14 protein-coding genes and 1 pseudogene are annotated in these 21964 nt (G+C 70.6%); 10 read left to right on the top strand and 5 right to left on the bottom strand.

All coding sequences use genetic code 11. The features are described 5' to 3' along the window. Positions 1-66 precede the first annotated feature (66 nt). Positions 67-2946: a vitamin B12-dependent ribonucleotide reductase gene (locus EF387_RS03250; RefSeq protein ID WP_128374925.1), complete on the top strand. Its 2880-nt coding sequence runs from the start codon at positions 67-69 to the stop codon at positions 2944-2946. Positions 2947-3118: 172 nt separating this feature from the next. Here EF387_RS03250 and EF387_RS03245 read toward each other — a convergent pair. Beyond that, positions 3119-3682: pseudogene (locus tag EF387_RS03245) on the bottom strand (TerD family protein); the annotation flags it as partial. A gap of 127 nt (positions 3683-3809) precedes the next feature. Here EF387_RS03245 and EF387_RS03240 point away from each other — a divergent pair. The 4 genes from EF387_RS03240 to EF387_RS03225 all read left to right on the top strand — a co-directional run bounded on the left by EF387_RS03240 (position 3810) and on the right by EF387_RS03225 (position 8501). Beyond that, positions 3810-4415 (top strand): YdbC family protein, encoded by a 606-nt coding sequence (locus EF387_RS03240; RefSeq protein WP_128374923.1) that lies wholly within the window; start codon positions 3810-3812, stop codon positions 4413-4415. A 207-nt stretch (positions 4416-4622) separates the two neighbouring features. After that, positions 4623-5282: a histidine phosphatase family protein gene (locus EF387_RS03235; RefSeq protein ID WP_128374922.1), complete on the top strand. Its 660-nt coding sequence runs from the start codon at positions 4623-4625 to the stop codon at positions 5280-5282. 42 nt (positions 5283-5324) lie between these two features. Then, a complete protein-coding gene (locus EF387_RS03230) occupies positions 5325-6230 on the top strand; it encodes an ADP-ribosylglycohydrolase family protein (protein WP_128374921.1) in 906 nt (301 codons plus the stop codon). A gap of 576 nt (positions 6231-6806) precedes the next feature. Beyond that, on the top strand, positions 6807-8501 hold the full coding sequence (locus EF387_RS03225) for a DUF4153 domain-containing protein (RefSeq protein WP_420802516.1): 1695 nt from the start codon (positions 6807-6809) through the stop codon (positions 8499-8501). 336 nt (positions 8502-8837) lie between these two features. Here EF387_RS03225 and EF387_RS03220 read toward each other — a convergent pair whose 3' ends face one another. Beyond that, the gene (locus EF387_RS03220) at positions 8838-10385 is read right to left on the bottom strand and encodes an MFS transporter (protein ID WP_128374920.1); all 1548 of its coding nucleotides are present in this window, start codon (positions 10383-10385) and stop codon (positions 8838-8840) included. 176 nt (positions 10386-10561) lie between these two features. Here EF387_RS03220 and EF387_RS03215 point away from each other — a divergent pair, with 176 nt between their 5' ends. From EF387_RS03215 to EF387_RS03205, 3 genes are all read left to right on the top strand, one after another. Then, on the top strand, positions 10562-11185 hold the full coding sequence (locus tag EF387_RS03215) for a TetR/AcrR family transcriptional regulator (protein WP_128374919.1): 624 nt from the start codon (positions 10562-10564) through the stop codon (positions 11183-11185). A gap of 207 nt (positions 11186-11392) precedes the next feature. After that, the gene (locus EF387_RS03210) at positions 11393-12094 is read left to right on the top strand and encodes a ribonuclease HII (protein ID WP_128374918.1); all 702 of its coding nucleotides are present in this window, start codon (positions 11393-11395) and stop codon (positions 12092-12094) included. 68 nt (positions 12095-12162) lie between these two features. Then, a complete protein-coding gene (locus EF387_RS03205; protein WP_128374917.1) occupies positions 12163-12783 on the top strand; it encodes a hypothetical protein in 621 nt (206 codons plus the stop codon). Between the two features lie 720 nt (positions 12784-13503). Here EF387_RS03205 and EF387_RS03200 read toward each other — a convergent pair. The 3 genes from EF387_RS03200 to rfbB form a co-directional block, all read right to left on the bottom strand. After that, positions 13504-14145, bottom strand: coding sequence for a hypothetical protein (locus EF387_RS03200; protein ID WP_128374916.1), 642 nt, complete (start codon positions 14143-14145; stop codon positions 13504-13506). A 222-nt stretch (positions 14146-14367) separates the two neighbouring features. Next, positions 14368-16536, bottom strand: coding sequence for a RecQ family ATP-dependent DNA helicase (locus EF387_RS03195; RefSeq protein ID WP_128374991.1), 2169 nt, complete (start codon positions 16534-16536; stop codon positions 14368-14370). A 202-nt stretch (positions 16537-16738) separates the two neighbouring features. Further along, positions 16739-17752, bottom strand: coding sequence for a dTDP-glucose 4,6-dehydratase (gene rfbB, locus EF387_RS03190; protein WP_128374915.1), 1014 nt, complete (start codon positions 17750-17752; stop codon positions 16739-16741). Between the two features lie 384 nt (positions 17753-18136). Between rfbB and EF387_RS03185 the strand changes: the two genes are divergently transcribed. After that, positions 18137-19690: a DUF4192 domain-containing protein gene (locus tag EF387_RS03185; protein WP_128374914.1), complete on the top strand. Its 1554-nt coding sequence runs from the start codon at positions 18137-18139 to the stop codon at positions 19688-19690. A gap of 188 nt (positions 19691-19878) precedes the next feature. Then, positions 19879-21933 carry a glycogen debranching N-terminal domain-containing protein gene (locus EF387_RS03180; protein WP_128374913.1) on the top strand — a complete coding sequence of 685 codons (2055 nt, stop codon included), beginning with the start codon at positions 19879-19881 and terminating at the stop codon, positions 21931-21933. Positions 21934-21964: the final 31 nt, after the last annotated feature.

Here is a 21964-nt window from a genome sequence, read left to right as displayed (position 1 = left end):
CACAACACCGTGCCACGGGAACAACGGGGCACTTCGGGGCGTTTTAGCCCGATATAGGGAGGCGGCATGACAGAGACGGCGAGCGGTCCGGCACGCGGTTCACGAGCCAAGGGGGCAAAGGCCGGCAAGGGGATGCGTATCGAGCGCATCCACACCACCCCAGGCGTGCACCCGTACGACGAGGTGGCTTGGGAGCGCCGTGACGTCGTCATGACCAACTGGCGCGACGGCTCGGTCAACTTCGAGCAGCGCGGCGTCGAGTTCCCCGAGTTCTGGTCGGTGAACGCGGTCAACATCGTCACCAGCAAGTACTTCCGTGGTGCCGTAGGTACGCCGCAGCGCGAGACCAGCCTCAAGCAGCTGATCGACCGCATCGTGAAGACGTACCGGAAGGCCGGGGAGGACTACAAGTACTTCGCCTCGCCCGCCGACGCCGAGATCTTCGAGCACGAGCTCGCCCACGCCCTCCTGCACCAGATCTTCAGCTTCAACAGCCCCGTCTGGTTCAACGTCGGCACGCCCCAGCCGCAGCAGGTCTCCGCCTGCTTCATCCTGTCCGTCGACGACTCCATGGAGTCGATCCTCGACTGGTACAAGGAAGAGGGCATGATCTTCAAGGGCGGCTCCGGCGCCGGGCTGAACCTCTCCCGCATCCGTTCCTCCAAGGAACTGCTCTCCTCCGGCGGTAACGCCTCCGGCCCCGTCTCCTTCATGCGCGGCGCCGACGCGTCCGCAGGAACGATCAAGTCGGGCGGTGCCACCCGCCGCGCCGCCAAGATGGTCATCCTGGACGTCGACCACCCCGACATCGAGGACTTCATCGAGACCAAGGTGAAGGAGGAGGAGAAGATCCGCGCCCTCCGTGACGCGGGCTTCGACATGGATCTGGGCGGCGATGACATCACCTCTGTCCAGTACCAGAACGCCAACAACTCGGTCCGGGTCAACGACGCCTTCATGAAGGCCGTCGAGAACGGCGAGAAGTTCGGCCTCCGCGCGCGGATGACCGGCGACGTCATCGAGGAGGTTGAGGCCAAGGCGCTGTTCCGCAAGATGGCCGAGGCCGCCTGGGCCTGCGCCGACCCCGGCATCCAGTACGACGACACCATCAACAACTGGCACACCTGCCCGGAGTCCGGCCGTATCAACGGCTCGAACCCCTGCAGCGAGTACATGCACCTGGACAACACGTCCTGCAATCTCGCCTCGTTGAACCTGATGAAGTTCCTGAGGGACGACGGTCTGGGCAACCAGTCCTTCGACGTCGAGCGCTTCGCCAAGGTGGTCGAGCTCGTCATCACCGCGATGGACATCTCCATCTGCTTCGCGGACTTCCCGACGCAGAAGATCGGTGAGAACACCCGTGCCTTCCGTCAGCTCGGCATCGGCTACGCCAACCTCGGCGCCCTGCTGATGGCGACCGGTCACGCCTACGACTCCGATGGCGGCCGTGCCCTCGCCGGCGCCATCACCTCCCTGATGACCGGCACGTCGTACCGCCGCTCGGCCGAACTCGCCGCGGTCGTCGGCCCGTACGACGGCTACGCCCGCAACGCCACGCCGCACCTGCGCGTGATGAAGCAGCACGCCGACGCCAACGCCGCTGCCGTCCGCATGGACGACCTGGACACCCCGGTCTGGGCCGCGGCCACGGAGGCCTGGCAGGACGTGCTGCGCCTCGGTGAGAAGAACGGCTTCCGCAATTCCCAGGCGTCCGTCATCGCCCCGACCGGCACCATCGGTCTCGCGATGTCCTGCGACACCACGGGTCTCGAACCCGACCTGGCGCTGGTGAAGTTCAAGAAGCTGGTCGGCGGCGGCTCGATGCAGATCGTCAACGGCACCGTCCCGCAGGCCCTGCGCCGCCTGGGCTACCAGGAGGAGCAGATCGAGGCGATCGTCGCCCACATCGCCGAGCACGGCAATGTGATCGACGCCCCGAGCCTCAAGCACGAGCACTACGAGGTCTTCGACTGCGCCATGGGCGAGCGTTCCATCTCCGCGATGGGGCACGTCCGCATGATGGCCGCGATCCAGCCGTGGATCTCCGGCGCGCTCTCCAAGACGGTCAACCTCCCCGAGAGTGCCACCGTCGAGGACGTCGAAGAGGTCTACTTCGAGGCCTGGAAGATGGGCGTGAAGGCGCTCGCGATCTACCGCGACAACTGCAAGGTCGGCCAGCCGCTCTCCGCGAAGAAGAAGGAAGACAAGATCGCGGAGAAGGCGGAGGAGACGATCCGCGAGGCCGTGGAGAAGGTCGTCGAGTACCGCCCGGTCCGCAAGCGCCTCCCCAAGGGCCGTCCCGGCATCACCACCTCCTTCACGGTGGGTGGCGCCGAGGGCTACATGACCGCCAACTCCTACCCGGACGACGGTCTCGGCGAGGTCTTCCTGAAGATGTCGAAGCAGGGCTCGACCCTCGCGGGCATGATGGACGCCTTCTCCATCGCGGTTTCCGTGGGTCTGCAGTACGGCGTGCCGCTGGAGACGTACGTCTCGAAGTTCACCAACATGCGCTTCGAGCCCGCCGGTATGACCGACGACCCGGACGTGCGGATGGCGCAGTCGATCGTCGACTACATCTTCCGCCGCCTGGCGCTGGACTTCCTGCCCTTCGAGACCCGCTCCGCGCTCGGCATCCACTCCGCGGAGGAGCGCCAGCGCCACCTGGAGACGGGCTCATACGAGCCCGCGGACGACGAGGTGGACGTCGAAGGGCTCGCGCAGTCGGCCCCGCGCCAGCAGGAGCTGAAGGCGGTCGCCGTGCCGCGGCCCGAGGCGGCCAAGCCGGCTCCGCAGCAGGCCCACACCAGCGCCGAACTGGTGGAGATGCAGCTGGGCATCCAGGCCGACGCCCCGCTGTGCTTCTCCTGCGGCACGAAGATGCAGCGGGCCGGTTCCTGCTACATCTGCGAGGGCTGCGGCTCGACCAGCGGCTGCAGCTGATTCCGGGCACCGTCAGGGTGTGAGTCCGGTCAGGGCGGTGGAGCCGAATACCTCGGCTCCACCGCCCTTGGCCAACCCCCGGTCCTGGGACGCGACTTTCGGCGTTCGGGACGAATGCCCTGTGACCGGGTCACGGAGCCGGTCTCTCGGCGCGGCCCGAAGTCCCTGCGGGTCAGGAGCCTTCAGGGCCGGCGGTGCTGCCCATCGTCCTGGTGAAGGCCATCAGGTCCGTGTCGGCGAAGCCCAGGAGCCCCGGGCGGAACTCCCACCCCCCGGAGCCGTCGCGCACGAAATCGCCGACTGTGGCCGCCGTGGCGTCGCGGACGTCCTGGAAGTCGCTCACCGCGAGGTCGGTGTATCCCTCGCGGATACGCAGACCGGGGTTGTGGACATGGGCGAAGGTCCGCTTCGTATCGCGCTGTTGGATGACGACACCGACCACCACACGCCCGTACCGGGCGTCCAGGCGATTGAACTCCAGGGTCATCACCTCGTCCCAGCCGAAGCCCTTGCCATCGCGGCTGTCCCGGTTCAGCGTGATGGTGCCGTCGGGGGAGCGGCGGTCGAAGTGCACCACATAAGAGGGGGTACCGGAGGGTTCGGCCGCCAGGTAGGTCGCCGCCACGAGGTCCAGGTCAGTGGCCGGCTCGCCCATCGGGCTCGGATCCCACTTCACGGCGACCTCGACCTTGCCCAGCCCCTTGCTGATGCCGTTCACCGAAACGTCTCCTCCCCCAGGTGTGCCCCAACTGCCTGGTAGTCAGGGCTGATTGTCCATCGTGCCACGAGCGCGCGGGCACTCGCGCGGAAGCACTCGCCGGGAGCGTGACCAAGGCCACGCTCCGTGGCCTTACCATGGCGCGGTGCTGGTCAAGTGGATTCGCTGCACCGTGGTCGACCGCCGCGGGTTCGAGCGGGGGCAGCGAAAATGGGCGGGGCTTCTGGGCGAGCCGGGCTTTCGGGGGCAGGGCGGTGGTTGGAGCAGGGGGCGCCAGGGCGTCGCGCACATCTTCGCCTTCTGGGAGAGCCGTGCCTTCTACGACTCCTTCATGGCCCGCTCGCACGACCGGCTCGCGGCCGCTCAGTCGGGCACCTTCAAGGATGCCCAGGTGAAACTGTTCGACCACCGGTTCGACGTCAAGACCGGCTTCGAACCGCGATTCACGGACACCGACCTGGTGCGGGTCGCCTTCTGCCGCGTCCATGAGGAGCGCGCGGAGCACTTCGCCCTGATGCAGGAGAAGGTGTGGAACCCGGCGATGGCGGGCTCGCCCGGCATGGTCCGAGGTCTCTTCGGCGAGGCGCCCGGCCATGAGTTCCTGGTCCTGTCCATGTGGCAGTCGGCCGCGGAACACGGCAAGTACCGCGTCGAACGCGTGGAACGCCTCGCCCTCAGGGCACAGATCGAGGCCGACGTCGCCGCTCTCACGGGAGACATCGTCGACCTCGAGCCCAGCTGGACCGTTTGAGATCCGCACCGGCGGACCGCCGCCCGAACCCCGACCTCACCGCCGTCCCCTTGACGACGGTTTCCGGACCGGCGCCCCTTGGCGGTTGGTTTCCCGCGGAACGTGCACCCCTCTGCCGCACACTTCCACTCCCGTCACTGTGTGAGATGCGCCGTATACGGTGCGCACGAATTCTCGATTGGGGCTCACTCGATCTAGGGTTCTTGCATGGCACGACCACGGCGCATCGTCCTTGTCCGGCACGGCGAATCGGAGGGCAACGCCGATGACACCGTGTACGAGCGTGAGCCCGACCACGCCCTGGCGCTCACCGAGAAGGGGTGGAAACAGGCCGAGGAGACGGGCAAACGGCTGAGGAGGGTGTTCGGCCGGGAACGGGTGAGCGTGTACGTGTCGCCGTACCGCCGCACGCACGAGACCTTCCGCGCCTTCCGGCTCGACCCCGAACTGGTCCGCATCCGCGAGGAGCCACGGCTGCGCGAGCAGGACTGGGGCAATTGGCAGGACCGCGACGACGTACGGCTCCAGAAGGCGTACCGGGACGCGTACGGACACTTCTTCTACCGGTTCGCGCAGGGTGAGTCCGGGGCCGATGTCTACGACCGGGTCGGAGGCTTCCTGGAGAGTCTGTTCCGCAGCTTCGAGGACCCCGACCATCCGCCGAACGTGCTCCTGGTGACCCACGGCCTGGCCATGCGGCTGTTCTGCATGCGGTGGTTCCACTGGTCGGTGGCGGAGTTCGAGTGCCTGTCGAACCCCGGAAACGCGGAGACGCGCATGCTCGTTCTGGGAAGCGACGGCAAGTACACGCTCGACCGCCCCTTCGAGCGCTGGCGCGACCCCGAACCGTATGGGATCACCGGATAGCCGGATATGAATCCCGGGGTCACCGGCTAGAGTGACCCCGCGATGACCGCTGACTCCTCTCCCGACGGGCGCTTGGGCCGCGCGCTCGCGAGCCTGCGTGGGCTCGCGGTGGGAGACGCACTGGGCTCGCAGTTCTTCGTGCCCGCGAACTACCCGCTGCTGGGCCGCCGGGCCCTGCCGGACGGCCTCTGGCAGTGGACCGACGACACGGAGATGGCCTGCTCGGTCGTGGCCGTGCTGGCCGACCACCAGCGCATCGACCAGGACGCGCTGGCCCGCTCCTTCGCCGAGCACCACGACTTCGACCGGGGCTACGGCCCTGCGGTCAACCGCCTGCTGCGGTTGGTGCGTGAGGGCGGTGACTGGCGGGAGTTGTCGTCGGCCCTCTTCAACGGTCAGGGATCGTGGGGCAACGGAGCGGCAATGCGGATCGCCCCTCTCGGAGCCTGGTACGCCGACGATCCCGAGCAGGCCACGCACCAGGCGGAGATCTCCGCCTATCCCACGCACCAGCACCGGGAGGCCGTCGCCGGCGCGACGGCCGTCGCTGCCGCCGCCGCGCTGGCTGCCGCCCCGGCGGGACCGCCGAGCGCCGAGACGCTGCTGGACGGGGTGATCGCCCTGGTGCCGCAGAGCGCCGTCAGGGCGGGGCTGCGGCGCGCCCGCGACATGCTCGACTACGACGACGAGGGCACCGTCGCCGCGGTCCTGGGCTGCGGACGGCGTACGACGGCGCACGACACGGTGCCGTTCGCGCTCTGGTCCGCTGCGCGCGCCCTCGGCGAGTTCGAGCGGGCGTTCTGGACCACCGCCCGGGCGGGCGGCGACGTGGACACCACCTGCGCGATCGTGGGCGGCATCGTGGCCTCCGGCAAGGCGGGGGCGCCTCCGGACGAGTGGACGGCGCGGACGGAACCGCTGCCGCGGTGGGCGACGTTCGCGGGGTAGGCCCGGGTGGCGCGGTAGGCCTGGGTAGGCCCGGGTAGGCCCGGGAAGTCCCCGGTAGGCGCGGTAGGCCTGGGCAGGCACGGTAGTCGGCGGTAGGTGCGGTAGGTGCGGTAGGCCTGAGGAGGCGGAGGCACTGTAGTCGGCGGTAGGCCGGGGCGCGGCCGGCGGACCGCCTTCGTGGCCGCACCCGCCCGTGGACGACACCGTGCGTCCGGATGCGGCCCGCGAACCGCACGCACGGAGCACCCGGGCCCGGCACGTCCAACTTCGCACACGGAATCACGACCACGGACCCTCCCGGCCCCCTGACTCCGTCCGCCGGGGCGCAGGCCCCTGATTCCCTCCGCCGGGTCCCGCTCCACTGACTCCGTCCGCCGGGCTCCGACGCCTGACTCCGTTCACCGGGCCCCGCACTGTCACAGCCCTGCCACAGAATGGCTTTCGTCGGTTGCCGCGTGGATAACCTGGCCGCCATGTGCCGCCTGTTGATCATGACGGGTGCGCGCCAAAGTGACTCCGGTCAGCAGCGCTCCGCCAACGGGGTGAGCCGCGCGGTGACCGGTCGGGAGGGGGCCCGTGTCCGAGAAACCGTCCACGCCCGAGCCGAGTGACCGACGGCCGGGTGACGAGGAGAAGAAGGACCAGGGCGCGGGCGTCGAACTCGCGGGCCGGCGGGAACCCGAGGACGCCGTCCCCGGGACGAGCCCGGACGAGGGCCCGGGGCAGCCGGAGGGCGAGGCGGAGCCGACGGCAGAGGCAGAGCCGCAGCTCGGGCGGCAGGTCCTCGTTCCCGTTCCCTGGCTCGCCGAGCTCCAGGTCGAGGAGCCCGCACCGGTGCGCACGGCGACCCTCGGGGCGGCGCTGGCCACCGGTCTGCTCAGCATGCTGCTGCTCGGTGACGGGTTGGCGGTCAACCTGCTGATCGTCGCGGTCCCGGCCGCGCTCGCCGCGTACTACGCGGGACAGGCGGCCGGGCGTCGCCCGCGCGCGTGGGGCCTCGCCTGGGGGACCGGCGGCCTGGCTCTGCTCACCGTGCCGGCGCTGCGCGACGCCGACTGGCCCTCGTTCCTGGCCGTGGTCTGCGCCGTGGCGCTGGGCTCGCTGGCGCTGCACGGCGGCCGTACCTGGCCCGCCGTCCTGCTCGGCCCGATCGGTATTCTCAACTCCCTTGTCACCGGGCCCATGTGGGGCTGGCGCGGGTTCCGCGAGCGCGCTCGCGGCACGCACGCCGGGATCGGCCCGCTGCTGCGCGCGCTCGCGGTGACCGCGGTACTGCTGGTGATCTTCGGGACGCTGTTCGCGGGGGCCGACGCCGCATTCGCGGACCTGCTCGGCGACCTGATACCGGACGCATCGGTGTCCGACGGGCCCTGGCGCTTCGTGCTGCTCGTCTTCGGCGTGGTCGGCGCGCTGGCAGCGGCGCACGCGGCCGCCGCCCCCGTGCGCTGGGACAGTGTCGAGGTGCCCGAGGGGCAGGCCCGTGGCCGGATGGAATGGGCGCTGCCCCTCGTCGTCCTGGCCGCCCTGTTCGCGGCCTTCAACGCCGTCCAGCTCGCCGTACTCTTCGGCGGCTACCAGAAGGTGCTGGACAAGACCGGACTCACCTACGCCCAGTACGCCCGCCAGGGATTCTGGCAACTGCTCTTCGCCACGCTGCTCACCCTGCTCGTCATCGTGCTCGCGCTGCGCTGGGCCCCGCGCGACGGGTCACGTGACCGCACGCTGGTCCGCGCGGTGCTGGGAACCCTCTGTGCCCTGGCGCTCGTCGTGGTTGCATCGGCGGTGCGGCGTATGGACATGTACGTGGATGCGTACGGCCTGACGCGACTGAGGCTCTCGGTGCTGGCCGTGGAGCTGTGGCTGGGCCTGATCATCGTTTTGATCATGGCGGCCGGGGTGTGGGGCGCCCGTTGGCTTCCGCGTACGGTGGCGGCCTCCGCCGCGGCGGGTGTGCTCGCCTTCGGGCTGATCAACCCTGACGCGCTGATCGCCGAACGCAACGTCCAGCGGTTCGAGGAGTCGGGCAAGTTCGACCTCGAGTACGCGCGCGGGCTGTCATCAGACGCCGTTCCGGCCCTCGACGAACTGAAGGAGCCGCTGCGGTCCTGTGTGCTGGAGTCCTTCAGCCGGACAGTCGCGGTCGACCGGCCCTGGTACGCGACCAGCTGGGGAGAGGCACGGGCCCGGGACGTGCTCCGCGACCACCCGGTGAAGACGCCGGTGGACTGGGAGAAGTGCGCACAGGAGCGGGTGGAATTGGACTACCGGTAGAGCGCCTCCTGCCTCCTGTCTCCTGTCGCGGAGCGCCCCGGGCGGCAGCCGATGACCATGGGGTGGCGTGTGTCACAGGCGCTGTGTTCCCTCGGGGCCGCCCTCCGATCGGGACCGCCCCTCCCCTCGGGGCCGCCCTCCCCTCGGGGCCGCCCTCCGATCGGGGCCGCCCTCCGATCGGGGCCGCCCTCCCCTCGGGGCCGCCGTCCGATCGGGACCGCTGCCCGATCGGGACCGCTACCCCGGTCATGGCCGCAGTCCCGATCATGGCCGCAGTCCCGATCAAGGGTGCCGTTCGGACTGCCGACGTCGTCGCCACCCCAGACCTCGGTGCCCTCAGCCTCCGACCGGCCCCGCGGTACCCGCGAGTGCCTCAAGATCGCTCTTCCGTACGCGGATCACGACCGCCGCCGTCAGCAAGGCGACGAGTGCCATGGCGACCGCGGGGACGAAAGCGGTGGCGATGCCGTGCGCGAGGACCTCGTGACCCCAGGGAGGAGGCAGCTCCTGGGACTTGGCGAACTCCGCCTTCTGTTCGGGCGAGGCGTTGGCCATGAAGTCCTGCAGCTGCTTCTTCGCCTCGTCCTTGCCGGCCGAGCCGAAGACCGTGGTCAGGATGGCCAGCCCGAGGGAACCGCCCACCTGCTGCGTGGCGTTGAGCAGGGCCGAGGCCGCGCCCGCCTCGTGCGGTTCGACACCGGAGACCGCGGTGATGGTCAGTGTCACGAAGTTCAGGCCCATGCCGAAACCGAACACGAGCATGGGGCCGAGCACCCCGCTCACGTACGAACTGTCCGGGTTGATGAAGGTCTGCCAGCCCATGCCGACGGCGACGAGCGCCGCGCCGGTCACCATGAACGGCTTGGGGCCGAGGACCGGCAGGAACCGCTGTGAGAGACCCGCGCCGGTCACGATCGCCACCGTCACGGGGAGGAAGGCCAGACCGGCCTCGATCGGTGTGTAGGTCAGCACGTTCTGCACGAAGAGGACGATGAAGAAGAACATTCCGAACATCGCCGCGGCCAGACTCAGCATGATCACGTAGGTGCCCGAGCGGTTGCGGTCGGCGAACATCCTCAAGGGAGTGATGGGTTCGCGGGCCCGCGACTCGATGAAACCGAAGGCCAGCAGCAGCACGATGGCCGCGCCGAACGAGGCGAGCGTGAGGTCGTCCCGCCAGCCTTCCTCGGAGGCCCGGATGAACCCGTACACCAGGGATGCCATGCCGGCCGTCGAGGTCAGGGCGCCCGCGATGTCGAAACGCCCGGGATGGCGTTCGGACTCGCTGATGTAGAGCGGGGTGAGGACGGCGATCAGCACACCGATCGGGACGTTCACGAAGAGCACCCAGCGCCAGTCGAGCCACTCGGTGAGCATGCCGCCCGCGAGCAGACCGATGGCACCGCCGCCCGCGGAGACCGCGGCGAAGACGCCGAAGGCCCGGTTCCTTTCAGGGCCCTCGGGGAACGTCGTGGTGATCAGCGCCAGTGAGGTCGGTGACGCGATCGCACCGCCCACCCCCTGCAGGGCGCGTGCGGCCAGCAACTGCCAGGGCTCCTGGGCGAGTCCGCCGAGCAGCGAGGCGAGCGTGAACAGCAGGATGCCGGTCAGGAAGACCCGGCGTCGGCCAAGGATGTCACCGGCTCGGCCGCCGAGCAGCAGCAGACCGCCGAACGTGAGGGTGTAGGCACTGACGACCCATGTGAGGTCGGTGGTCGAGAACTTGAGCGCGTCTTGAATGTGCGGGAGAGCGATGTTCACAATCGTCGCGTCCAGTACCACCATGAGTTGGCAGGCCGCGATGACCGTGAGGGCTATGCCGGGGCGCCCCTCCCGCCTGGCCGCCCCGGGCTTTCGATCCTGGATTACCTGAGAGGTTGTCACTATGGGTCCCCCACAAGTTCTTTAGTGAACGCTCGCGTTCACTGTGGCTTCAAACGGTAGTGAGTCCCCGACAGTGAACGCAAGCGTTCACTGAAGCTCACCGCCGCGGAACGCCGCATCCCCGCTCACCCCCTCATGCGGGAATCCCCGTCCCGCCGCTCAACGGAGAAACACAGATGGCTACTTCGCACTGGACGGCCCCTACCGCCCAGACGGTCACCTCCCGCCGGCGTGGTGCCGTGCTCGAACGCGCGATCCTCGACGCCGCGCTGGAGCAACTCGGCACCGTCGGCTGGAACGGTCTGACCATGGAAGGCGTCGCCGCGGCGGCCCAGACCGGCAAGGCAGCCGTCTACCGTCGTTGGCCCTCGAAGGAGGACTTGGTGGCGGACGCCCTGAAGGCCGGACTGCCGCGCGTGGAGGATGTGCCGGACCGCGGAAGTGTGCGGGAGGACCTGCTGGCGCTCTGCCGTCAGATGCGCGAGGCGATGTACTCGCGTTCCGGTTTCGCGATGCTGTCGGTCATTCACGAGTGTGATGCCGAGATCGCTCAGCGCCTGCACAGTGTGATCATCGAGGGTGTCGTGCAGCCGGGCGTAAAGCTCATTCAGGCGATTCTGCAGCGCGGTATCGAGCGCGGAGAGGTGTGGTCCGGTGCCGTCAACGCGTATGTGGCTGATGTGATTCCGGCGCTGATGATGTACCGCTCCAAGGTGTGCGGCAGTGAATGGAGCGAGCGGGACCTGGAGGAGATGATCGACCAGGTGATGGTTCCGCTTGTGTGCTCGGACCGCGACTGAAGGGGTCGGCCCGGGGCGGCTTGCGGTGGGTGGTCGGACCTGGCTTCGACGGGTCGCCGGCGGGTGATCCGACCGGGCCGGGATGCGCCGCGGCGGGCGCCGCAGCGCATGGACCACGGCCGGGGTCACCTCGTCGTGCGGGGCGCTGGTTGCTCGGGGAAACCTGGGTGTCGAACGGGACGGAGGGCGGCGTACGCTAAGGGCGTCATGGCGTACGAACCACCCACCCACAGTGTCGAGCGCTCCTTGAGAGCCACCACAGGAGCGAAGGTCATTGCAGGCATCGACGAGGTGGGGCGCGGTGCGTGGGCCGGTCCGGTCACCGTCTGCGCGGCCGTGACGGGCCTGCGGCGGCCGCCCGAGGGACTCACCGACTCCAAGCTGCTGACCGTCAAGCGGCGTACGGTCCTCGCCCAGGAACTGGAGCGGTGGGTGACGTCCTACGCCCTGGGGCACGCCTCTCCCGAGGAGATCGACGAACTCGGGATGACGGCGGCACTGCGGCTCGCCGCGGTGCGTGCGCTCGACGGGCTGCCCATATGCCCCGACGCGGTGATACTCGACGGCAAGCACAACTACCTCGGCCCGCCCTGGAAGGTCCGGACGGTCATCAAGGGTGACCAGTCCTGCGTGGCGGTCGCGGCGGCTTCCGTGATTGCCAAGGTCCGGCGCGACAAAATGATGGCCGAACTGGGTATCGACCATGCAGACTTCGGTTTTGCGGCCAACGCCGGGTATCCGTCACCGGTGCACAAGGCCGCGCTGGCGGAACGGGGACCCACCCCGCACCACCGGTTGTCGTGGGCGTATCTTGATGCGCTGCCCCAGTGGCGGCACCTCAAGAAGGTCCGCAGTTGGGCGGACGGAAGCGTTCCGGAGATCGAGGGCCAGTTGGGCTTCGACTTCTGACGATTCCGCTCGCACTCATGTGCCACCCGCCGAGGCGAGTCGCACCGGCGTTTGATAAACATCAGCTCATGCCTCTCATTCCCGAGGAGCCTCAGATTCACGAGAGTGCCCAGGGTCCCCGCGTCACTCCGGCCACCGGCCGTACCGCGCCGACCCCTCGTCCCGTACCCGGCCCCCGTCCCGCGGCGCCGGCGCGTCCCGGTCGTCCGGGACCCCGGCCGATGCCGCCGGCGCAGCGTGCGTCGCGTGAGCCGGCCGTGGCCAAGCCGGGGCCTGCTGCCCCGGTGGCCCCCGCTGCCACCCCGCAGATCCAGCTGATCCCGGCCTCGGCCGAGGGGGCGCTGGACGCGGCGGAGGAAGCCGTAGACCTGTTGCTGGAATCGGGCCGTGCCCCCGGTGAGGTGCTGGTGATCACCACCGGCGAGCCGCATCCGTGGGCCGCCCACGAACTGTCCTTCGGCGAGGCCGCGTACTGGGCCCAGCACGACGCGGGCGACGACGTGTTCTACGCCGACGCCTCCGTCGCCGCCCGAGCGGCGTCCCGCCCGGTGGTCGTCGTCGCCGTCAACGGCGGGTCCGAGTCGGTGGCCGCCACCGCCTTGCCGCTGGCGCATGGGCGGGCCCGTGCACTGCTGATCGTCTGCGGGGATCCCACGACGATCAACGCGGGGCTGGGCGCGGGGGTCTGACACCCTCGGCCCGCCCGGGGCCGGTGCCGGGGTGCCGCCGAGGCGGCACCTGAACACCGTCGCACCGACCTGAGTTCACCGGGTGGACGTGCCGGCGGGCTCGAGCGAGGTGGGCGCTTCAGGCTGCGCCGGCGTCGGCCGACGGATGCGATGGGGCGTGTTGCCGGCCCCGTTGGTTCCGGGCGCCCGACGTTCCGCGGGTTGCGAAGGCACCCCCGAAGCTGGGCAGTTGGTGCGTGCCAGTTGCCAGTTGCCAGTTGCCAGTTGCCCGTTGTCAGTTGCCAGGCGGTTGGTAGTGGGCTGGGGCGTGCACGCGCAACCGTGCCTGTGTATCGAGCCGCCCTCTACGGTGCGGCAGCGTGCGGAGCCGCGCCCCCGTGGCGCTCCGGCGCGCCCGGTCCCGACCCACAAGTGCTGCTCCGGCCCGTCCGCTGCCTTTCTGGGACAGGACGGCTCGTCGATGGAACCGGTGCAAAGCTCCGCCGCCCCGGCCTCCGCTTGCGTGCGTGCGCGCGGGCACTGGGGACACGCTCCGGTGCCTGACACGCTCCATCCTGAGTGATGAAGCACCCCGAGCCGGAACGGAGCGTGGCTGAGCCCGAGCGAACCTGAACCGGAAGGCGCGCCTTAACCGGAGCGCGCGCCGGAACCGGAGCATGGCCGGAACCGGAGCCTGCCTGAGCCGGAGCGTGCGCCGTGCGCACCCGGGCACAGGACGGCTCAGCGTGCCGCCACTCGGCGCAGTATCTCCGACGCCACGCCTCCGGTACGCGGCTGGGGCGTCGCCTCCGCCGGGTCGAAGGGCTCGGGGGGAGAGCCAGCGTGAGGGCGGCGGCCGCCACGGCCCTCGCCCAGTACCTGCCAGCCATCACGAGTCAACGTGATGTACGCGCCGCAGCGCAGCCCGTGCAGTGTGCAGGCGTCACGCAGGCCCCACATCCACGCCCCGTCCTCCTCCGTCCAGCGCGCATCGCCGTCACGGCAGTAGAGCAGCACGGCGGTCCGCACCGGTGTACGCCGCCGCAGGTCGTGTGGGATGACCCGGCGCAGTTGCGCGAGCAGTGCGTTGCGGAACACCCAGCCGTCCGCCGCGGCCGGGCGCCGGGTGAACGAGGCGCTCGCCCGCAGCCGTTCGTCGGGATCGAGGACGGCCACGACCGCGGTCGACGGGCGCGGCAGATGGCGGGAGTGCAGCCCGCTGACCACCTCGCGCGGATTGCGCAGCAGCGGAATTCCCGCCGCGGCCCACTCCGCGGGTTCGAGTATGCGGGTCAACGGGTTGGCCGAAGCGACGGACGCGTTGGCAGACGTCGAGAACTCAGACATCGGTGCCGCCGAGGACGGAGCGAATCCGAAGGTCACGGGCCTCCCTTCGGCTACGCGCCCACGGCTGCGGGCGGAGGTCGGACTTGGGAGTACGCACCCCAGTAAAGCCCTGCCGGACCAAGGCGAGCCGTGCGGGGAGCGGACCTCAATTCTTCCTGGCGTATCGCCTTGCGGCAACGAGCAATTGAGGCAGCCGACCGTTTTGTGGTGATCCGTTGGCTATATCCCTGCGCACAGGACGGCTGCCGACGCCGACGGTCATCCTTGGACGGCGAGGACCAACGGCAACACGCCCGGCGCACCGGCCCGCCGCAGCATGCGCGCGGCCACGGCGAGGGTCCAGCCGGTCTCCGTCAGATCGTCCACGAGCAGGACCGGTCCACCCGCCTCCTCGAGCGCGGCGGCCAGCGCGGGAGGCACCGTCAGCGCCCCGGCCAACGCCTTCAGCCGCTGCGCGCTGTTGCTCCGGGGCACCCGGGCGACCTCGACGGCGTATTCGACGGATCCGAGCAGGGGGAGTCGCCCGACCTCGGCGATCCGTCCGCCCAGGCTCTGCACGAGCCGGGGCCGGGAGCGGGAGGCCATGGTCACCACGCCCACCGGGCGCGGGGGAGCCTCGGGATCCCCCGAGGCCCAGCCGCCGGGTCCCTTCGCCCAGTCCGCCAGGACGCCCACGACGGCCTTCGCCACGTCGTCGGGCACGGGCCCGTCCGAGGCGTGCGGGGCGAGCAAGGGGCGCAGCCGGTTGCCCCAGCCGATGTCCGTCAGCCGCCCCAACGCCCGCCCGGGCGCGGCCTGTTCGCCGACCGGAATCCGTCCCTTCAGGCTGACGCCGATCGCCGGCAGCCCTGTCGGCCACATCTTCCGGGGTTCGACCTCGACTCCGGCACGGCCGAGCTCGCCACGCGCCGCATCGAGTGCCCCCGCGGACACGGAGTCGCCGAAGCGCGGTGTCGCGCAGGTGTCGCAGCGCCCGCACGGCGCCGCCTGTTCGTCGTCCAGTTGGCGCCGCAGGAACTCCATACGGCAGCCCGTGGTCGTTACGTAGTCCCGCATCGCCTGCTGCTCGGCTGCGCGCTGCTTGGCGACCCACGCGTACCGCTCGGTGTCGTAGAGCCAGGGGGCACCTGTGGTCACCCAGCCGCCCTTGACGCGGCGGACCGCGCCGTCCACATCCAGGACCTTGAGCATCGTCTCCAGGCGGGAGCGGCGCAGCTCCACCAGCGGCTCCAGAGCAGGCAGCGAGATGGGGCCATCGGTGCGGGCAAGCACGTCGAGGGTGCGCCGGACCTGCTCCTCCGGGGGGAAGGCGACCGAGGCGAAGTACTCCCAGATCGCCTCGTCCTCCTTGCCCGGCAGCAGCAGCACCTCGGCGTGCTCGACACCGCGTCCCGCGCGGCCCACCTGCTGGTAGTACGCGATCGGCGACGCCGGCGAGCCCAGGTGCACCACGAAGCCGAGGTCGGGTTTGTCGAAGCCCATACCGAGAGCGGAGGTGGCGACCAGCGCCTTGACGCGGTTGGCGAGCAGGTCCTCCTCGGCCTGCTGGCGGTCCGCGTTCTCCGTACGTCCGGTGTACGAGGCGACCCTGTGTCCGCACTGCCGCAGGAACGCCGTGACCTCCTCGGCCGCGGCCACCGTGAGCGTGTAGACGATGCCCGAGCCCGGCAGCTCGTCCAGGTGCTCGGCGAGCCAGGCCATCCGGTGGGCTGCGTCCGGCAGTCGCACCACACCGAGACTGAGGCTTTCGCGGTCCAACGGGCCCCGCAGCACGAGGGCGTCGGTGGTGCCGCCGGTGCCGAGTTGCTCCGCCACGTCGGCCGTCACCCGCGCGTTGGCCGTAGCCGTGGTGGCGAGGACCGGCACGCCCGGTGGCAGGTCGGCGAGCATCGTACGGAGCCGGCGGTAGTCCGGGCGGAAGTCGTGGCCCCAGTCGGAGATGCAGTGGGCCTCGTCGACCACCAGAAGTCCTGTCGCCGCCGCAAGCTTGGGCAGTACCTGGTCGCGGAAGTCGGGGTTGTTGAGCCGCTCCGGGCTGACCAGCAGCACGTCGACCTCGCCGGCCGCCACCTCGTGCTGGACGGTCTCCCACTCCTCCTGGTTGGACGAGTTGATGGTCCGGGCGTGGATTCCGGCGCGGGCGGCCGCCTCCACCTGGTTGCGCATGAGTGCCAGCAGCGGGGAGACGATGACCGTCGGGCCCGCGCCTCGCTCCCGCAGCAGCGCCGTCGCCACGAAGTACACCGCGGACTTCCCCCAGCCGGTGCGCTGGACGACCAGGGCTCTGCGCTTGTCGGCGACGAGTGCCTCGATGGCGCGCCACTGGTCCTCGCGCAACCGCGCCGCACCCGCCGGGGCGCCGACGAGGCGGGCCAGCACGGCGTCGGCCGCGGTCCGCAGGGCTTGGTGCGCGGCGGGGGCGTCCATCGAGGTCGGCGCGTCTTCTCCGGGCGTGGGTCGCGGGTCGTCGTTGCTCATGGCGTCCATGCAACCCGATGGGTCCGACATCGTGCGAGCGGGGCTGCTGGGCTGGGGAGAACTCCTGACATGCTCAAGACTGATCGTCCACGGCTGAGGATGCGGTACCGGCGCGCGGCGGGGCGGCCGGGTTCCCGGGGCGCGGTGCGCATCATCGCAGTCCCTCCTGAGCGTGCTTGACCGCCTTCCACCAGCCCGGGTTGTCCTGGTACCAGGCCACCGTCGCCGCCACCCCCGCCTCGAAGGAGACGCGCGGGGCGTACCCCAGCTCGTCGCGGATCTTGGAATCGTCGAGGGAGTAGCGCACGTCGTGTCCCTTGCGGTCGGGGACGTGCACCACGCTGGACCAGTCGCTGCCGGTCAGTTCCAGCAGCAACTCGGTGATCCCGCGGTTGGTCCGCTCGCTGCCGCCTCCCACGTTGTAGATCTCGCCGGCCCGGCCATGCGCCAGCACCAGTTGGACGGCCCGGCAGTGGTCGTCGACGTGCAGCCATTCGCGGACGTTGGTGCCCGCGCCGTACAAGGGGACGGTCTCGCCTTCCAGGAGGTTGGTGAGGAAGCGCGGGATGAGTTTCTCGGGATGCTGGTAGGGGCCGTAGTTGTTGGAGCAGCGGGTGATCGAGACGTCCAGGCCGTGGGACCGCCAGTACGAGCGGACCATCAGGTCCGACGCCGCCTTCGCGGCCGCGTAGGGCGAGTTGGGCAGCAGCGGAGACTCCTCCGTCCAGGAACCCTTCTCGATTGCGCCGTACACCTCGTCCGTGGAGATGTGCACCACCCGACGGATCCCCGAGCGCAGGGCGGCCTCCATCACGCTCTGTGTGCCGGAGACGTTGGTTGTGACGAACTCCGCGGCCGACACCAGCGAGCGGTCCACGTGCGACTCGGCAGCGAAGTGCACCACCGAGTCATGTCCCGGGAACAGGTCGAGGAGGAGCCGCAGGTCGCAGACGTCGCCGCGGACGAAGGTCAGCCGCGGGTGTTCGGCAGGCAGGTTGTCCCGGTTGCCCGCGTACGTCAGCTTGTCCAGGACGGTGACCTCGGTACGTTCGTGTCCCTCGTAGCCACCGGCCAAGAGGGTGCGGACGTAGTGCGAGCCGATGAAGCCGGCGCCTCCGGTGACCAGGATCTTCCCGGAGTCTGGGCTGCCAGTCCTGCGCGTCATGCGCGACCTCCACGCGAGTGCCGTCGCCTGCCGGGCGTCGGCGGCGACTCAGGCTTACGGGTTGCGATGCCGAGCCGATCAGTGCGTACCCTCCGCGTACATCGCCATTGACGTGACGCTGCACGTGGCCGAGGCGCATCTGCTCCCCCGTGAGGTTCATCCGACGGCGGCCCCGTTCTCGGCCTGGTCGGTGTACCTCCCCGGTCGGCGCCCTCCCCGGCCGACATGCCCCAGTATCCGGCATGTCCGCTGATCAGCGGCTGCCGCCAGTCTGCCGCCCCGCCCGGCTCACCGCCGCGGCCTGTGGACAAGTCTTGTCGTGGTCCTGATCGGACTTATCCACAGCGCTAAGCGGAAGGCTGGGATCCGCGAGATCGTCGCCGCATGACGAATCACAACGAAGCGGCCGGCTTCTCCGGTCACGGCAAGACTTCCCAGACCGCCGCGGAGCAGCAGGTGACCCTGCGCACGCCGGCCGAACTGGCGGATGCCCTGCCGTATCTACTCGGTTACCGCCCGGAGGACAGCATCGTGCTGGTGGCTCTGCACGGGCACGACGGCCGAGGCCGCTTCGGCGGCCGCGCACGCCTGGGCATTCCCGCGCACTCGGACGACTGGCCCGCCGTGGCCGAACAACTGACGCGGGGCCTGGTCAACGGAAGCGAACGCCGTGGAGCGCGCCCGGAGAGCATCGTGCTCTTCCTCTGCCAGGACCCCACGGACGGCGGCTCGGGCCGCGAGATCATGGAACGCCTGCGGCCCTTGGCCCAGGTTGTGCGGACGACGTGCGGCACCCTCGACATCCCGGTGGTGGAGGCCCTGTGCATCTCGAACGGCCGATTCTGGTCCTATTGCTGTCCGGGCAACGGCTGCTGCCCCGACGACGGTATCCCGGTGGGCCTGCCCGGCACCTCCGTCCTGGCCGCCGCGGCGACCTATGCGGGCATCCAGGTACGCGGCACTCTCAAGGAGCTGAGGGCCCGGCTCGTTCCGTGGGAGACCGCAGGGGCGCTCGCTCAGGAAACGGCGCTGGACACCGCGGGGCTGGCCCTGATTCCCAGGCTCCTCGAGGAGGCGGACCGCGGGCAGGTGGCCACCGAGACCCTTGATCTCGCCCGCCGGGTCAGGGACCGGTTCGCCGCGGCCCCGCCTGTGTCCGGAACGCTCCAGGCTGATCTGCGTGACGATGAACTGCTCGCCCACGAGGAAGCCGCCACGCTGATCCTCGGCCTCCAGGACCGCACGACCCGCGACCGGGCCGCGGCCTGGATGGAGGGTGACGAGGCCGCCCCCGCGCTACGCCTGTGGCGAGCCCTCGCCCGCCGCTGCGTCGGTCCCTACCGGGAGCACGCCGCGGCCCCGCTGACCCTCACCGGCTGGGTGGCATGGTCGAGCGGAGACGAGCTGGAGGCCCGTGAGGCCTGGGCGATGGCCCTGGCCGCGGACCCCGACTACCTGTTCGCCCGCCTCCTCCACCAGGCATGCAACGAAGGCCTGGACCCGGAGTCCGTACGCCGCTGTCTGCGCGCGCCCGGAGCGACCGAAACGGCACCGGCCTCCTCGGCGGCAGACCAGGTCGAACCGGGGGAACCGGGGGAACCGGGGGAACCGGGGGAACCGGGGGAAATCGAATCCGTCCTTCCAGCGGAGCCCGCACTCCTGGTTCCCACGGACAAGGCCCCTGTCGAGACCTTGAAAGCCGCACCCGCCCCCGCCGCACCGACGCCGTCGCTCCTCGCGCGTCGTCGTCCCAGGCTCCGGACCGCGGCCAGGACGGCTCCCCGGCCGAGCGACCGTCCCGCACGCCCCGCATCGCGCCGCTCCCACCCCGCCCATGGCCCTGGCACCACAAACGCCCACCCCCCTGTCCGCGGCTCGGAGAAGCCGGTCCGCACCCGGGAGAAGCAGGGCAAGGACGAAACGGAAAGCGGGACATGAACACCCCCGGCCCAACCCCGATCGATCGGCTCGGCACTCGTGGCCGTGACCCCATGGCGCACCGTTCCGTTCACCTGGGTGGCGGTAGGCGCGGTCCCACCCGGCCGCACTGCCGCCCCGGCCTCTCCGGAACCCCCACCCGGCGCCGAGCGCGTACCCGGCGCGGAGACCCCAGAGGAACCCGCCCCATGCTCCTGCCCACCCCGCATCCGACCTCCTGCAACGACGAACCCGCCCTCTCCAGACAGCCGGCGCCCGTCTCCGCGGCCCCAGGCGTCGCCACCGCCACACCGGTCGCACGCCGGCCCGCGGAGCTCCCGGCGACCCACGCCGCCCTGATCTGCGTGGCGCTTCCGGGACTGGCGATCTCCACCGATCAGGGCCAGCTGACCGGCATCGGCCTGGAGGGCTTCTACCGTGCGGGCCGCCGCATGCTCTCCCGCTGCCGGCTCCGGGTGGCAGGTCGCGAGCCCCTCGCCGTGCAGGCGAGCATGCTCGCCGCCGACTGCGCCCGCTTCGTCGCGACGCTGCGCATGACCGCCGACGGCGCCCCCGACCCGGATGTCCTCGTGGAGCGCGTCCGCTACGCCGACGGCACCGAGCGCATCACCCTGCGCAGTTCCTCTGGACGGCATCTCCGCTTCCCCGTGGAGGTGGCACTCGCCACGGACCTCGCTGAAATGGCCGCCGTCGCCTCCGGCAGAGCGGGTCCCGACATTCGCGCCACCGTCCACGACTCCGGACTGCGGTGGTCCTCCCCGAGCGGCCACTCGGTGCTGACCGCCCACCCGCCGCCACAGGACACCCTGGCCTCCGCGGGCGTGCTCCGCTGGGAGCTGGAGCTGCCGCCGGGCGGCGCCCAAAGCCTCGAACTCCGTGTCCGTCCGGCGGGCTCGGGCCCCATCCGTACGGCGAGCCGCAGCGCCTCCAACCACATGGCCCCGGCCCGCGCGGAGGGCGACGACCCCCGGGCGCGGTCACTGCTGGACACGAGCATCGACGATCTGCACGCCCTGCTGCTGCGCGACCCCGACCACCCCACCGACCTGCACCTCGCGGCAGGTGCTCCCTGGCGCTGTGGCCTGGCCCCGGCGGACGCCCTCGCCGCGGCCCGGATGGCTCTGCCACTCGGTACCCGGCTCGCCTCCGGGACCCTGCGCACACTCGCCCGTACCCAGCTCACCGGCCGGGGCCCGGGGGCCGGCATGATCCCCGGCCCCCGCCGGGACGCCGGCCCCCATCTGCCTCCGAGTTGCACCGGCATCGAGGCGACTCTGCTCTTCCCCGTTCTCCTCGCCGAAGCCCACCGCTGGGGCCTGCCCAGCCACGAGACGGAGGAACTGCTCCCCACCGCCGAACGCTGCCTGAACTGGTTACGCGCGACGGCCGACGACAAGCCCTACCTGCCCGACATCCACGTCCGCTGCGAGACCCAGGCCCATGCGCACCGCGCCGCGATCCTCGGTGCCGGGCTCCTCGACGAACACAACCGCCCGGGCGGCCCCGCACTGCGCGAGTGGGCACAGCACCTGCGCGGTGCGTTCCGTGACGACTTCTGGATCGAGGACCGCGGCGGTGGCAGACCCGCCGCAGCCCGCACCCCGGACGGTCGCCCGTTGCCTCATCTCGGGTCCCACACCGTCCACCTCCTCGACACCGGCCTTCTCGGCGCAGGCACCCATGCCCCGGGCCTCCTCGACAAGGTGCAGACCGAACAGCTCGCCCGGCTGCTCGGCGCCCCCGCGATGGACTCCGGCTGGGGATTGCGCAGCCTCGGCACGAAGGAGGCGGCTTACAACCCGTTCGGTCATCGCGGTGGCGCCGTCCGTACCCAGGAGACGGCCCTCGCCGTGGCCGGCCTGGCCGCCGCCGGATACGAGAGGGAAGCGAGCGGGCTGCTGCGCGGGCTGCTCACCGCTGCCGAGCACTTCGGCCATCGGCTGCCGGAGATGTTCGCGGGGGAGCAGCGCACGGCAGGCGGCGCCCCGTTGCCGCATCCTGCCGCGTGCCGCCCGGCGGCCACCGCTGCCGCGGCCGGTGTCCTCCTGCTGACCGCCGTCGCGGGAATCCGCCCGGACGTTCCCGGCGGGACGGTCACCCTCCGGCCCGTCTCCAGCGCCCCCGTGGGAGAACTGGGTCTGACCAATCTGCGGATCGCGGGCGCCCCCTTCTCGATACGGGTCAGCAGGCTCGGCCTGGCCATGGTCGAGGAAGCGGCCGACGGACTGCAGTTGGGACCATGACCTTGGGCGATGCACCCGGAGAAGGGAGTGT

It is taken from the genome of Streptomyces cavernae (assembly GCF_004023625.1).
GTDB classification, from domain to species: Bacteria; Actinomycetota; Actinomycetes; order Streptomycetales; family Streptomycetaceae; genus Streptomyces; species Streptomyces cavernae.
This window is presented reverse-complemented; position numbering and strand designations above follow the sequence as displayed.